We start from the raw sequence: 15,543 nt of genomic DNA, 5'->3' as shown, positions 1-15,543 counted from the left end.
ATCCTGCTCTGTCTCTGGTTTGTTCACTTCTTTCGATCGGGATGGGCGCGATGCAGACCGGCGACGTCACGCCCACGTACTGAGAGGTTTGGCGACCCATTGCCAGAATGAGTCATCCTCTTCCCAATCAAGAGTCTAGCAGCAGGCCCTTAAAAATTCAGTCTCCATCAGATGGCATCTTACTTCCCACTTCCTGCACTTTCCAGGACCAGTATTGCAGTCGTCAGGTCCGCCAACGAACGAGATTTTTAGTCCGAAGCGTCCTTCCAGCAAGACATAGTCATGTTCACGTAGGAGTGCCGCGTCATCTGCATGCTTCCTTCCATGAGGACCTGCGGCGCATCCCGGGCAATGCGAAGTAAATGGGAAGGAATATGCCACCTGCTGGAGGCTGAATTCCTCAGGCATTTTCCCTATACTGTGAGAGGTGTGGGGTGCGCTCGAGGCGGACCCATGCTGTTTATCGAGGGTCTGGGGAAGGCGAAAGACTCCAGACCCCCCCTTTGACTTTCGCTTACACGTCATGAAGGGAAGGCTGTCACGCGCGTGCGGTCTCATGCCTGCGGCATTCTCCAGTGTTGTATGTTGTGGTGCATCGCGCAGACAGCAGCACCACAACATACAAATTAATCAGAAGAAGGAGTTCCTTAATGCCAGGTTCATTCCGTATCGGCAAAATTGCCGGAATAGATATCGATGTCCATGTGAGCTGGATTATCATTCTGGTCTTACTGACGGTGTCTCTTGCCACCGGTTGGTTTCCCCAGTTGTATGCAGGGTGGTTACGTGCCACCTATTGGCTCATCGCCTTCCTCTCATCTCTCCTGTTGTTTGTCTCAGTGCTTGTGCATGAACTGGCGCACTCATTGGTGGCACGTAGTCGCGGGATACCCGTGAACAATATCACCCTGTTCATCTTTGGCGGTGTCTCCAATATCGAGCGCGAGCCGATGACTGCGGGCATCGAGTTCCAGCTGGCCTTCGTTGGCCCCCTCACCAGTCTGGTAATTGGCGCCATCTGTTTCCTGCTCCAGTTGCCATTGCACGGCAGCAACTCTCCATTGGAAGGCGTCCTGTTCTACCTGGCGGCGACCAATATCGTGCTGGGTATCTTCAATCTTATTCCGGGCTTTCCGCTGGATGGTGGTCGCGTCCTGCACTCCATTATATGGAAGCTCACGAGCAATTCTAATCTGTCAACGCATGTTGCCTTGTTGACAGGACAGGTCGTTGCCTATCTGTTCATCTTGCACGGCATCTGGATATTCTTCACCGGCGACATCCTGGACGGCCTCTGGTTTGGTTTCATCGGCTGGTTCTTGTTAAGCGCGGCGCAGCCGGCCATTATGCAGGTCATGAGGCGCGAAGAACTAAGAGGTGCCTTATGACAGGATGGAGCCTCTCCCTTTTACTGCTTGCTTTTGGTGGTCCAGGTTGGATGGAAAGACTCGTTGCTCTGCATAGTAGAGGTGCTGAGTACCTGTTGCTCGTGCTCACGCTTGTCATCGTGAGCCTCTGGGGGCTGGTTATATTCGTGACCGGGTTGATTTCTCTGCTTGGCACGCGAAGGTTCCTCAGAAAGGCAGCGTTCGCGAAAGGGCATGTGAGCGACATCTATGACGTTGTTCCGGCAGGGGAAAGCGACCAGCTCTTCCCCTGCCGCATCGTGACCGTCCAATTCTGGACAGAGCAGGAGGAAGCTGTTGAATTTCAAAGCCATACCTTCCAGGGGAATCCTGAGACAGCCACCGGATTGCTGCCAGTTTGCTATGATCCAGCCCATCCCTCTGAAGCGAAAATCTCTTCGTTTGAAGGGCTTTGGCTCATTTCCGGGCTGCTCATAGCGACTGGCGTAGGATTTTCACTCCTCTGTACAGGCGTATTTGTATCGATTATGATATAACGCGACGTGCAAGTTGTTTCGTGACACTCCGCATGGGCTAAAGCCCAGCAGCTTCTGACACGGCTCCGTAAGCGCCTGCGTGAGACATGTCCCGTAGGGACTACTCAAAATGGAGGCGTAGTGTGGTAGCCATATCTGAGAGGCGCGCACCCATCCGGCGCAATCCCCCCTGGGCGGTGCCAGGCCCGTTGGCGTGATCCCCTTGCCTTGCTTGAGCAAGAGATGGTTGCCCTTCGCGTTCGGCATCCTGGGAGATCCCAACACCTGAGCCTTTCGGCTCCCTCCTCGCACGTCGCGTCAGAGCATGAGGCTTTTCCTTCAAAGGTGCTTGCGTACGCTCGATCAAGCGCTGTCCGACTCTCAGACTGGCATTGCGGTCGGCATGGTCGCGCATCTGGCACTGTGGACAGAAGCAGAGGGCGGCGCCGGGAGTATAGCCCTCCTGGGGGTATCCCTGGTTGTAGCGCACGACCAGGCCATGACAACGATGGCATTGCCGGCTCGTATTGCGCGGATTCACACGGGCCGTGATGATACCGCCTGCATTCCACGCCTTGTACTTTGAGTAGCGGAACATGCGGCCCTTCATCCAGTAGGCGCGTTTGCTGTTGCTTCGGCGGCTATACGTGCCCTTTTCTGGTTGAAGGTTGCCCAGGTGCTCAAAGACGAGAATGCTCGCCTGATGTTCTTTGGCGAACTGGACAATGCGGCTGCTCACCAGGTGCGCGACCTGTTCGTCCACGTGCCTGATTTTCGCCCAGAGGTCAGCATTGTCCTGTTCGTTCTCGGCAAGGATGCCAGTCTGAGATCGGTTGCGTGCAATACGTCCAAGCAGTTGCGCGCCTTGTGCCCGATACCGCTGTGCCATTTCCGATGAAGGAAGTAGCCAGGATGGTGCCGTCAACCGTCTGGACGCTGCACACAGCCAGATGCTTGTCGAGATTGAGATCCACCGCGCAGAGACGTGTCTGGGCGGTGGTGAGTTGCTCTCCGCTCTTTGCGGGAGCCTCGAAGGTCTTCTCAATGGGAGTATGTAACCACCAGCGATCCCCCTTGCGAACAAGCTGTGGACTGCCCATCGCGTACCCCTGGGGAAGATCGCGAGAAAGCGCACCAATTTTGAGCCAGGACCAGCACGAGCCGGTCCACACTCTGAGCATGATGGAGTGCTCAGAGCGTTCTTTCCACAAGCCCGCGTAGAAGGAGGCCGACTTGTTCCAGGTGCGTGGCGGGACCGGTGGCCGCTCCCTGAACGGCTGCTTCTGCTTACCCTTTTTGCATGGTTTGGCCTTGTGCTTCTCTTTGCGTGCTCGCCACTGTTTGAGCGAGGAGAAAAAGGCGCGAGCAGAGCCAAGGGCCGCATTGATGGCGGCGCGCCGGAACATCGCGGGGATATCCGGGGCGATGTCGGAGAGCGGCACAATGGGATGGGGGCTCTTCTCCGTCGCATGGGTGAGTTTCTCCAGGGTGGTGAGGGCCTCCTTGCTCTTGAGAGAGAGGATGCCCTCATGGGCCTGGATGACCTCAAAGTAGAAGGCCACGACACGATTGTAGAGTGCCTGATTCTCCGCGAAGGAGTGGGCTGACTGTGGCGGATACTGCAACGCTTGTCTGATTGTTTTCGTGGCTTTTGCCATTTTCCGTACGTTTCTCTCAAACAAATAGAGTGTGTCTCTTGTAGAGTATACTCCAATGTATTGGAGTTGTCAAACATATGTTCTATATTGTGCTATGCAAGGGCGAAAGCCAGGACACGCCTCACTGCCGCCGTTGAAACGGCGCAGCTTGCGGCGGGCTAAAGCCCGTTGTGTCATCCGACGAGCCATCTGGGAGAAGAGTACCAGCTGAAGCCATGAAAATAGGGCAAGGGCCGGGCTACTCCTGAACTTTCTCTCCTCTCAAAACGCTATTTATCTTGGCTGTTTCCTCAAAAGCACCCAGCGAACACAGTGACGCTTTTTGTGCATCGGAGAGTCCGTGCGTTCCAGTGATGTCGAGGCGTTCGTAGGGTCGATCGCGCCTCAGCGTTTGGAGCCGTTCTCCGCTGTGCAGGTCCCAGACGAGTAATACTCCATCGTGGCCGCAACTGGCGAGCATTCTGCCATCAGGACTCACTTTGAGCGTCTCTACCATCCCATGATGTGCCTCTTGCACCCGCACACATTGCCCGCTTGCGACCTCCCACCAGCGCAGTTTGCCGTCGCTGCCCGCGCTGATCAACATGTCTCCACCCGGGCTCCATGCGACTGCATATACCAATCCGGGATGGCTGACCAGGGTGCGCAGAAGCTCCCCGCTCTGTGTCTCATATATGAGGACTTCTCCACCCTCTCTGCCGCCACCACCACAGGCTAGCCATGTTCCGTCAAGACTCCACGCGACGCAGAAGATAGCCCCGGCGTGTCTGCGTTGCAAGCGTTGTGAGCCATCGGCAGCCGCCCATATGGACACGGAGCCATCATCGCTCCCGCCCGCTACCCACATTCCATCAGGACTCCACGCCACGTCTCGAATGAGGTTCGATGACGCCTGCGCTACCCACCGACGGGTGAGCGTGGTTACATCCCACACCTGTGCACCATGCATGTAGGTTCCACACGCCAGAAAGTGCCCGTCAGGACTCCACATGACCTTATAGAATATTGTGTCTGCCCCATCAGGTGGGCGTAGCAGGTGCAGAGGAACGTCGTTGCCCACTTCCCACAGCGCCATATGGTTATCGTGCCCTGTACTGACCAGCAGTTGCCCGTCAGGACTTGCCGCGATCCCAAATACGGTCCAACGATGCCCACGCAGGATGCCAGACGGAGCGCCACTGGCTCGATCCCAGATCGTCACCAGGGTATCCGCCCCGGCAGTGAACAGTTGCTTGCCGTCGGGGTTCCAGTCGACGTCGTACAGTGAGGCCACGTAGCCTCCTATGACATGAAGGCACTGCCCCCGTTCCACATCCCAGGCGCGTATCGTGCCGTCGCTCGAACCACTGAGCAGAGTGCGGCTGTCGGGTGTGAAGGCAAGCGAAAAGATAGCGGCGGTGTGCTCGCGTAGAACGGCCCGCGCCCTCTGCTCCTGCGTGTCCCATAACCAGATTGTTTTGTCAAAACCCGCACTGGCCACCGTCCGTCCGTCGGGGCTCCACACCACTCGGATCACGCGGTCTGTATGCCCCGAAAACGTCTGGATACATTCCAGACGCTCCAGGTCCCACAGTTTGACGGTGCCGTCAAAGCTTGCACTCGCGAGTTGGATGCCGTTGGGGGCGAAGGCCAGTCCCGTCACCCAGTGGGTATGTCCCGAAAGCTGGTGAACGTGGTTTTCAGGCTCCGACACGCCAGGTTGCCACAGCCAAATGTTGCCATCAGCGCAGCCTGTAGCAAGTTGTGTTCCATCAGGACTCCAGTCCAGCCAGCACACTGTGCCTCCCTGGTTCGTTATCTGCTGGATGACCGTACCGCTCTGGGTATCCCACAGCTGGATGCGAGCGTCGCCTCCACCACTGGTAAGCAGGCGTCCGTCAGGGGTAAAGGTTACACAGTTGACGTTTCCGTGCTGGACGCCGGTCCAGAGCAGTTTCCCGCTCTCTACGTCCCAAAGCTTGATCGTATCGTCCCAGGCTCCACTGACGAGCAGGCGTCCGTTGGGGCTGAAGGTAAGGGTCTCGATCACGTTCGTATGGGCCTGCCAGACGCGGTGCAGGACGCGGCCCGCATCTCTCCACAGGCGTACTTTTCCCTGGTAGCCGGCGGCGGCCCAATACTGTCCGGTAGGGCTGATAGCGACCACATCGATGACATCAGGGTGTTCGGAAAAGGTGCTTTCCTGGAGTAGCGCTCCGCGTAGGCATGCATCCTGCATCTCGACGTCTTGTAGATAGGCCCCGCGAATGGCAAGCCTGGAGAGGTTCAGGCCGCGCAGGTGGCCACGCAAGTCTTTGAGCAGACTGATGACGTTGGCGGGACCATAGCCCTGCACAGCGGCATCCTCAGCACGGAACTGCTCCAGCAGACGCAGCAAGTGGGCTTCGATCTGCGCATCGGACACCAGTTCAGCGCGTAGCCGCTCGATAAGAGGACGCACCAGCAAACGTACCTGGATCTCTCGCACATAATCTTGAGCCCTCGCCTGCGAGAGGGCCACACGGCGCAGTTGTTGCGGGGTCCCCTGCATGATCTCTTCGGCCAGGTATTCGCACAGCTCATCGGTGAGGTACTCCATCACCATCGATTGCAGGCTGAAGTTCGCCTGCTGCCCCCGTTCCAGCAGCGAGCGCCGTCTGAGCGCTTCCAACGCCTCCAACAGCGGGGCGCGTGGTATGCGAGGATGCAGGACCTGCGCCAGCGTGTCCAGCGACGTCCACTCGCGCAGTACGGCCAGCCAGGTAAGCAGCAGATGTTCCAGCATAGACAGCCGTCCCACTTGCTGGCGCAGGACCGCTCGCACGCCATTGAAGACCAGTTCCCCTTCCTCGAGAAAGCGGTCGATATCACCTGCAAAGAGGTCGGAGACCCCCTGTGCCACGATTTTGAGGGCCAGGGGATTGCCACCATAGCTGGCTACCAAATGCTGCCATGCAGAAAACGTGCCGTTGAGTTCCTTGTCGGCGAGCAGCTCGTGCGCCGCTTGTTCGTCCAAACCCTGCAAACGCAGTGAGCGCACGTGCCCGCGCGCCCCCTCCAGCGGTTCGATCTCCCGGGGCTTCTCCCTGGAGGTCAGCAGGACGCAGCTCTGGTGCTCCGACTCGGCCAGGCGTCCGACGAGCCGACCGTAGCCTTCGTATCCCGGCAGGTAGCCGCTCTCAAGATTACCGCTCACCAGCAGGGTCTCCAGGTTGTCGAGCACCAGCAGGCAGCGTCGGGCCTGTAAGCGCGCTACGAGCTGGTTGATGCGCTGTTCCAGAGACGAGGGGAATGCGGTGGGCGGTGTCTCGGAGAAGAAGGAGATGCAGTCGGCGACCAGTTCCTCGCAGGAAGGAGCGTCACGTACCGAGCACCAGAGGACGGCCTCAAACTGAGAAGCCAGGCGCTGACCCAGCAGGGAGACCAGGGTGCTCTTGCCGATGCCACCCATGCCCAGGATGGCGATCAGGCGGCAGCGCTCCTGCACGATCCATTGGGTCAATTTCACCACTTCTACCTCGCGACCTGCGAAGTGGCTCACGTCAAGGGCCCCTACCCAATCAACGTGTGAAAAGGCGACAGGCTTTGCGAAAGCCGGGATCACTGGTCTCTCAACTTGTGGAGAAAGCTGAGGAGTGGACGCAGAAGAAACTTCCACTATAGCCGTATCACTGATCTGTGTGATGGGGTGCGGTGGGACAGGTGGCCTGGTCAGCAAAGTCGAGAGCCAGGCTTCATCCAGCCACACCCGCTGGTGCGCCATTTTCCACAGGGCGCGGATCTCCTCTTCCTCGTGCCCTGGCTCAAAGACGTGCTGCTGCACGCACAATTCCACAAAGTGTTGCAGGTGGGGCGCCTTGGGATACGTATTGCCTGCCTCCCACTCGCCGACTGCGCGCCGGGAGACCCCCAGCAGGTCGGCCAGCGCTGCTTGCGTCAAACTAATGCTGTTGCGCAGCTTTAGCATGGCCTGCCCAAAAGTATAATCGCGCTCACGATAGGAGTAGCGCGTCATCGGTGTGCTCCTTGCCTTCCACGTGACCCGGCGGCACCCAGTCAGTCATAGGCAAGAAAAGTAAAGGAACCTGTCACTTGCTGGAGATAGGATTCCTCAGACACTCCCGCTCTACTGGTAGGTGTGGATGCGCTCGAGGCGGGTCCACGTTGCTTGAGGAGGGTCTGGTGAATGGCGAAAGACTCCAGGCTCTCCAATTCGTTTATCGCTGTGTTGCAAAAAAAGAGCATGCAAGCGAGATGGACGCGAATGCCTCTTTTGCAACCCAACCCTTTTTAGGATTTGAAGCTTCTGCCGAGCAGAAACAACTATTTTCGTACATATGTCGTAGATCAGCCGAATGTAAAGACAAAAGCCTCTATGCCCGCATCGAGAAATTCGATCTCGAACTGCCGATCAGTAATAGGCTCTGGCTGTCGGATCAACTGGTGGAGCCGCTGTTGGGTCACTGTACCGTTTCCCTGCTCGTTAACGTCAATGCCGTGAGCCGCGCCCGGCAGTTGTCCATCGAGGCGCACGCGAAAGCGCACAGACGTTCCTCGCACTACCGGTCCCATGACCAGGTGCAGATCGCGGGCGTGAAAACGGGATACGATCCGACCGTTGGTTCTGTTCAACACAGAGCCCTGTTGCTGTATCATCCAATCCCCAGAAAGGGCCCAATGATTGAGCCTTAACCGGGCCGGCGCTGCATAGACGCGACGCTTGTCCAGGACTGCGCCACCGGGAGACACAAAGTGCTCAGTGCGTCCAGAGCCGACATAGGTTTCCGGAGACCTCAAGTTGCTCCAATCAGCGGGAGCTTCAGCACCATGAGCATCGACCGAAACCAGTTCATGATCGATGCCACCGCTTTCGGTTTCGGTTAGCAAGTGTTGGAGAACCCGTTCTGACTGTTCGTAATGCGCCCTCGCCGAAGTGGTGATGTCGAATCTGCCCCTGCGCATCAACGAAATAGAGGGCTGGCCAATAGTGGTTCGCGAAAGCACTCCAGATCGCATAGTCGTTATCGATCGCGATAGGATAGGAGATCCTCCTGTCGCTGGCTGCCTGGCGAACGTTCTCAATATCGTGCTCAAAGGCGAACTCGGGCGTGTGTACGCCGATCACAACCAATCCTTGCTCCTGGTATTTCTCAGCCCATGCGCGCACATAGGGAAGTGAGCGCAGCCGATTGATGCAGGTATAAGTCCAGAAGTTGATGAGCACGACCTTTCCACGATCAGGCAGCCCTCTTTTTGGGAAAGATGACCGTAAAGGTCGATCCTTTTCCGACCTCGCTGTCCACCGTGATGCTTCCTCCATGGTGCTTGACGATCTCCGCAACAATGTAGAGTCCCATGCCCAGACCAGGGATCGCTCGCTGTCGGGAACCAGTGGCCCGATAAAAGCGCTCAAAAATCTTGTCGCACTGCTCTCGTGGGATGCCCAGACCATGATCCTGCACACGGATCGTGACCATCTCTCTTGAGGCGGAGAGATCCATCTCAACGGTCTCTGCGCCAGGGGAATACTTGATGGCATTGCTGAGCAGGTTGATGAAGACCTGTCCCAGCCGGTCTCGATCCGCCAGCAGGCTGGTCCGCACGGCGCCGCCCACCAGAATGCGATGGCTGGGATGGGTTTGCTGCATGGTGTCAGCGATCTCCCGCAGCAAGGCATCCAGATCGATCATTTCCTCTCGATACTCCAGCCTGCCCGCCTGCATTTTGGAGACATCCAGCAACTCCTCCACCAACCGGGAGATTTTGTTAATCTGAGTCTCCATACCGGAAAGGGCCGGAGCCTGATCCAGCGTGCCGTGCCTGGCCAGTTGCCGGTGCAGCAAGTTGGTGTGCAGTGCCAAGGCGGTGAGCGGGTTCCTCAATTCATGGCTGGCCATGCTGATAAAGTCATCCTTACGTTGCTCGAGTTCCTTGCGCGCCGAGTTATCCAGCACAAAGCAGATTGCCTGACGCGGGTGATGCTCTAAGGCAATCCCCCCCACGAGCACTGGTAGGCGACTGCCATCTTTACACACGTACTCTTTCTCATAAGGCGTCAACGACTGTTGGGCGGCAAGTTCCTGATGGGCCTCGAGGGTCCGAGCCAGATACTCTGGCGCCGTCATGTGTAACAAGTTCATGTGCCTTTCACGCAGATCTTCGCGAGTATAACCCGTCATGTGCATAAAGGTGTCATTTGCGTCCACAATCTGTTCACCTTCGATGACTTTGATGCCGATAATGTTGGAGTTCATCAGGATGCTCGCGCGCTCCTGACTCTGGCGCAAGGCTTCCTCCGCTCGTTTCCGGTCGTCGATGTCGGTACACGTGCCAAACCATTTGATGATCTGTCCTGCTTCATCGCGCACCGGCATGGCGCGGAGTAAAAACCAGTGATACTCCCCGGACTGGCCATTTCTGAGACGCTCTTCGTACTCAAACATGTCTCCCGTGTCTAGGGCATGCTGCCAGATCGCTCGGTTGCCATCCCGATCATCGGGATGGATGAGCTGGAGATACGCCCAACGGTCGTTTTGTAATTGCTTAAGCGTGAGTCCAATGTAGTCAAACCAGCGCTGATTGAAGTACTCGAACTGGCCGCTGGGGAGAGCCGTCCACATGAAATGCGGCACCATTTCGGCGAGCACCCGCCAGTTCTCCTCGCTTTCTTTGAGCTGCTGCTCCGCCCGTTTCTGGTCCTCAATGTCGGTGCAGGTGCCAAACCACTTGACGATCTGTCCTGCGTCGTCGCGTACTGGCATACCGCGAGCTAAGAACCAGCGATACTCCCCGGTCTGGCCATTTTTGATCCGCTCTTCGTGCTCATACATGATTCCCGTGTCCAGGGCATGCTGCCAGTGGGCTCGGTGGCGTTGCCGATCCTCAGGATGGATGAACTGGAGATACGCCCATCGGTCGCTTTGCATCTGCTCAAGCGTTAACCCGGTGTAGTCACGCCAGCGCTGATTGACGTATTCGTGCAGGCCGTCGGGTCGGGTCACCCACACGAACTGTGGCACCGTTTCGGCCAGTACGCGCAAGCTCTCCCGGCTTTCTTTGAGTTGTTGCTCCGCCTGTTTTTGTTCATCGATATCGGTACAGGTGCCAAACCACTTGACGATCTGGCCTGTTTCATCACGCATCGGCATGGCGCGGGCTAAAAACCAGTGATAGAGGCCCGTCTGGCCCTCTCGGAGACGAAATTCGACCTCATAGGGGACGCCCGTGCGGAACGCGTGCTCTCGCACTGCCAGGGTGCGCTCATAATCATCCGGGTGCAAAAATTGGCGCCATCCATAGCCGTACAGTTGCTCCCACGTGGCGTGAGTATAGTCACAAAACCGTTGATTAAAATACTCCGACCAGCCATCTGGTCGAGTTGCCCACACCAGTTGCGGCACTGTTTCGGCCAGCACGCGCAAGTTCTCTCGGCTTTCTTTGAGCTGCTGCTCCGCCCGTTTCTGGTCCTCAATGTCGGTGCAGGTGCCAAACCACCTGACGATCTGGCCTGCTTCATCACGCACCGGCATGGCGCGGACAAGGAACCAGCGATACTCCCCGGTCGTACTCTGGCGCAGGCGCAGTTCCGCTTCGTACACCCCGCCGGTCTGGACAGCGCGCTGCCACGCGGAGCGGACGCGTTGCCGATCCTCAGGATGGAGGCACTGCAACCATCCCTCCCCCTGGGCCTCTTCGGTGCTCTGGCCGCTATAGTCGCACAAGCGCCGATTATAATAGTCGATAGAGCCGTCCGGTTGCCCGGTCCAGACCAGCTGGGGAATGGCATCGATGACGGCATGGATTTCCGCTTCGGCTCGCTTGCGCGCGGTGATGTCGATTCCGGCGATGACGAGGTACGCTATGTGGTGATCCGCATCCATGCGGGTGGAGATCGCGACGTCCAGGTGACAGTCCATCCCTTCTCTGGGGTGAACCACCGCCTCGAACCGCACGGTTTCCCCCCTGCTGGCTCGCGCGATGGCGGCGCGCAGCTGTGCTTGACTGGTCGGATAAAAGGACCACCACCGAGTTTCGGTGAGCGGGTAGCCAAGGACCTCCTCGCGTCGGATCTGCGCCTCCGCCAAAGGGACCTCATTGATCTCCAGGACGATCCCCTCAGGGGTCAGAACGCCGATCCTGCTATACAGGCCATCCAGGTCCTCGATGGAGAGATACTCGCCCTGGGGAACCGGCGCCTCTCGGAGGGCTGCGGCTCTCCCCTGGTGGACCTGTACTATCAGCCCCCTAACCGTGGGAGCGAGCTGCACGTGCAGCCAGGTCTCTTTCACGGGAGACACATACTCTACTTCGGTTGGTGCTCGGGTCTGTGTGGTCCGCTGGATGGCCTGATATAGCACGGTGCTCACCAGGTGGGGAGCGCCGCGCCACAAGGGCTTGCCCAATAATTCCCCTCGTGTGGCTCCAGTGAGCGTCTGCGCGCTCGCATTGGCATACACAATCGTCGCGGCATCATCGACGACAAACAAGGCACCAGGAAGCGTCTCAAGAAGGGTAAGGAGCGTCTCGCTCAACGCGGGAGTAAGACGCTCGGTCGGCTTTGGATTCGGCATAGTGCGGTCACTGTCCCTTTCACGTGTCCCCATCCCTGGTAGCGAAGATGCGTACTTGCTCTCACCTCAAGAACTCTCTTGAAATGATGTGATATATTCGAGCCACAAGCAAGCCGTACCATGGGAGACCGGTGACATCGCTCATCCTCTGCATAGTACTATCGGGCTATGTACAGCACTGAGACGTAGAAACCTCAGGGGTACTTGTAGAAAAGAGGCTTAACATCTCCCTGTGACCCATACCATTTTTTCCACCGAGCGTCACGCTGGCCGCCCGAAGACAGTATGCGTCGCAGCCGCACCACCTGGCAGGGAACCTTGGGAAATGCGCCTCGTCCTCTTGCTCTGTGGTCGTTCGACATGCATTTACACCTTCTGTACACAACCATCCGCATCTGGAGCTATTTTACAGCTCGTCAATGGTTGAGCTGCTCACGTTTCGGGGCAAGTGCTACCCTTGAGGTCAAAAGGTGCTTACTTTTCGGATCTGTCTCAAATTTGGTGATTGATGAGCTTATTGAATCTTCCAGGTCTTTTCTTCGAGCACAGAAGAAGAACTCAAACTGCTGTTTCTCATATGCTTTCACCAAAATTGAGACAGTTCCACTTTTCAGGGCATTTACCAATAAAATGTCCGGGTACTGGCGCATATCGTGTCCAGCTATGGATTGTACATAAGTCTGGCTCTCCACCGCATTTGGTGCAAGATGAGTTTATCTCACTGCGATCCATTCCTTTGTTCACAAAGAGCGAGGATATGCTCACTGATGAGCCGAGCAATCACTTCACGGTGGCGTCTGCATGCAGCGTGTTTCTTGCGGCCTCCCCCAAAGTTGCCGTTGGTCTGAGCTTCTCTAACGCTTTCCGTATGGCTGTTCGGACGGTGCGGTCCTGATCGTGGTGAGTGGCAAGTGGCTTAACTGCTCGTTCATCCCCAATTCTGCCCAGTGCTTTTGCGGCGGCCCGGCGCTGCGGGCCTGATCCCTGTTGCAAGAGGCGAATCAACGGCTCAACTGCTCGTTCATCCCCCATCTGGCAGAGTGCCCAGAGTGCTGCTCGTCGTACCGATATGCGACTATCCTGCAACACGTCCATCAGTGGCTCAACCGCCCGGCTCTCTCCTACTTGACCGAGCGCCCTGGCCGCTGCCGCACGAAGGTGCGCGGAGCGTGCCTGAAGGGCTAAACAGAGAACCTCAACGGCTCTCACGTCGCCGAGCAAACCGAGTGCTCTGGCTGAGGCCACACGCGTGACGAGCGGTTTCTCACGCAACACGGCGCATAATGGCTCGACGGCTCGTTCATCTCTGATCTGGCCCAGGGCATCAATGGCCCATTTTCGATCCCACGCACGCAGGCGAGTCTGTGCCAGAAACGTCATCAGGGGTTCCACGGCGCGCCGTTCCCCAAACGTTCCCAGAGCCCGGAAGAGTTCTTCTGGCCGGAGCCACAGATCTTTTCCTTCTTTCGCTGTTTTTACCTGTTGAGCCTGTCTCAGCATCTCCTGTAAGGCTGCCAGCAACGGTTCGATGGCACGACGGTCTTGCAGTTGACCCAGTGCGCGGGCAACGCAACTTGTCATATGCCAGTCAGCTTTTGGCAAAACTGCGATGAGTGGCTCGACCGCCCGCCGATCTCCAAGCATGGCCAGAGCCCCGATCATCATCTCCAGATCATGGTCGGAAGAGAGCAATCTCCCTCTGGCCTCTGCTTGTTGTTGCCGACGGGCAATATCCTCCTGAAAGACAATTAACAGTGGTTCCACCGCACGACCATCATGCAATAATCCCAACGCAAGCGCCGCTGAACTGCGTGCCCCTGCATCTCGCAGAACAGCAATGAGTGGTTCGACGGCACGTCGATCTCGAAAAAAGAGCAAGGCATGGGCAGCTGCTCTCCGCACGCGACTCTCTGGATCATGCAAAGCCACCAGCAATGGGATGATCATGCGTGGATCGCGTGATTGTCTGAGAGAAAAGACCGCTGATTTCAGGCGTTGTTCAGGATCTGGATGGGTGAGGGACAACAACCACTCACGCACAACCTGATCCTCGTTTGGGTTCAACCAGATGGACGCGAGCTGATACACGGTCGTCTGCTCGAACAATGGTGGCGGGCGAAGATCGTCCATAAAGATTTCCTCCTGTTTCAATCGACAACGCCCCATCTTCTCACTTCAATAAGCCCCTTTGCAATCCGCGACGAGCGATCAACCCTGGGAGAGGCCGCAAGAAACAAGCCGCGGTGGAGTGATTGCTCGGCTCATCAGTGAGCAAGCCCTTGCTCTCGCTCTTTGTGAACAAAGGAATGGATCGCAGTGAGATAAACTCATCTTGCACCAAATGCAGTGGAGAGCCTAAGTCTTGCGCTTTCGGTATCTGAGTTTTGCGCTACCAGTGGAGATGAAATCCGAGCGTGGCCTTTGGAAGCAGCGGCCTGGATCTCAAACCACCGCGAATGAGGAGCAATTCCCCCATGGCATCAAGTATGGCTATATACTTGATGTGACACTCCGCATGGGTAAACACTTCTCTCTTTTGAGAGAGAAAGCGTGGCAAAGAACGTTACTGGTTCTGTACTGGTGAAGGTGTGATATTGGCTGTGATTCCACCATCGGCAGCGATCTCGGCTCCCACAACGAAGGAGGAGTCGGAGGAAGCAAGGAAGAGCGCGACCTTTGCCACTTCCTCTGGGTGACCCAGACGTTTGATTGGCACCTGGCTGGCAAGCGTCTTGAGGTGAGCCTCAATCACCTCTGGCGGATACCCCGCTCGCTTCATAATTGGCGTCTCGGTCGGTCCGGTGGTGATCGTGTTGACACGGATGCCGCGCCCGATGAGCTCAGCCGAGAGCGTGCGCGCCAGGGAGTGGAGCGCCGCTTTGCTGGCCGAATACACGGAACTGCCGGCCATCCCCACCAGCGCGTTGATCGAACCATTGAGAATAATCGAAGCCTGGTCGTTCAGCAAGGGCAATGCCTTCTGAATAGTGAAATAGGCTCCTTTAAAGTTGGTATCCATCAGCTCATCAAAGAACGCTTCGTCCGTCTCTGCAAGCATCCTGGCGTCGGCGACGCCTGCATTGACAAACAGAATATCCAGTTTGCCAAAGGTTTGCCGCGTGCGTGCCATCAAAGCGCCAAGGTCACTGAGCTTTGTGACATCTGTGGGAACCCCCACAACATCAGGGCCCAATTGGGCGGCGACCGCTTCGAGCTTCTGGCGATCTCGTCCTGAAATAACGACACGGGCTCCTTGCGCGTGAAATGCTCTGGCAGTCGCCAGACCAATGCCGCTACTTCCACCGGTAATTAAGGCCACTTTTCCCTCAAGTGTGTTCATAGCACTCTTTCCTTTCAAGAAACGAAAAACAAACAAGACTGTCAAGCTGAAAAGAGAACAACCTGTCATCTTGCCAAATGCCCTCTTGCTTCGAGTCACCCATAATTCTGGAAT

Annotated in this window: 8 protein-coding genes and 1 pseudogene; 1 reads left to right on the top strand and 8 read right to left on the bottom strand. The window is 57.0% G+C overall.

All coding sequences use genetic code 11. The features are described from left to right. Nucleotides 1–650: 650 nt before the first annotated feature. Entirely contained in the window at nucleotides 651–1,388 is a 738-nt protein-coding gene (locus KRAC_RS20430; protein WP_007910286.1) for a site-2 protease family protein, read from the top strand. Between the two features lie 20 nt (nucleotides 1,389–1,408). On the opposite strand, the gene KRAC_RS76150 is transcribed toward KRAC_RS20430, so the two are convergent. The 8 genes and pseudogenes from KRAC_RS76150 to KRAC_RS20380 form a co-directional block, all read right to left on the bottom strand. After that, a complete protein-coding gene (locus KRAC_RS76150) occupies nucleotides 1,409–1,720 on the bottom strand; it encodes a hypothetical protein (protein ID WP_244422216.1) in 312 nt (103 codons plus the stop codon). A gap of 283 nt (nucleotides 1,721–2,003) precedes the next feature. After that, a pseudogene (locus KRAC_RS66290) lies at nucleotides 2,004–3,540 on the bottom strand (RNA-guided endonuclease TnpB family protein). 238 nt (nucleotides 3,541–3,778) lie between these two features. Then, complete coding sequence (locus KRAC_RS20415; RefSeq protein ID WP_007910284.1) at nucleotides 3,779–7,534, bottom strand: WD40 domain-containing protein; 3,756 nt, start codon at nucleotides 7,532–7,534, stop codon at nucleotides 3,779–3,781. Between the two features lie 332 nt (nucleotides 7,535–7,866). Then, complete coding sequence (locus tag KRAC_RS74610; RefSeq protein ID WP_211221305.1) at nucleotides 7,867–8,406, bottom strand: hypothetical protein; 540 nt, start codon at nucleotides 8,404–8,406, stop codon at nucleotides 7,867–7,869. Then, the gene (locus KRAC_RS74605; RefSeq protein ID WP_052568461.1) at nucleotides 8,369–8,743 is read right to left on the bottom strand and encodes a redoxin domain-containing protein; all 375 of its coding nucleotides are present in this window, start codon (nucleotides 8,741–8,743) and stop codon (nucleotides 8,369–8,371) included. The genes KRAC_RS74610 and KRAC_RS74605 overlap by 38 nt, the downstream gene beginning before the upstream one ends. 13 nt (nucleotides 8,744–8,756) lie before the next feature. Continuing rightward, nucleotides 8,757–12,089: a PAS domain S-box protein gene (locus KRAC_RS20400; protein WP_007910283.1), complete on the bottom strand. Its 3,333-nt coding sequence runs from the start codon at nucleotides 12,087–12,089 to the stop codon at nucleotides 8,757–8,759. Nucleotides 12,090–12,869: 780 nt separating this feature from the next. Next, nucleotides 12,870–14,219, bottom strand: coding sequence for a HEAT repeat domain-containing protein (locus KRAC_RS20390; RefSeq protein ID WP_007910281.1), 1,350 nt, complete (start codon nucleotides 14,217–14,219; stop codon nucleotides 12,870–12,872). Between the two features lie 433 nt (nucleotides 14,220–14,652). Then, nucleotides 14,653–15,429: an SDR family oxidoreductase gene (locus KRAC_RS20380; RefSeq protein WP_007910273.1), complete on the bottom strand. Its 777-nt coding sequence runs from the start codon at nucleotides 15,427–15,429 to the stop codon at nucleotides 14,653–14,655. Nucleotides 15,430–15,543 lie beyond the last annotated feature (114 nt).

Origin of the sequence: Ktedonobacter racemifer DSM 44963, from assembly GCF_000178855.1 — a bacterium.
Lineage (GTDB): Bacteria > Chloroflexota > Ktedonobacteria > Ktedonobacterales > Ktedonobacteraceae > Ktedonobacter > Ktedonobacter racemifer.
This window is presented reverse-complemented; position numbering and strand designations above follow the sequence as displayed.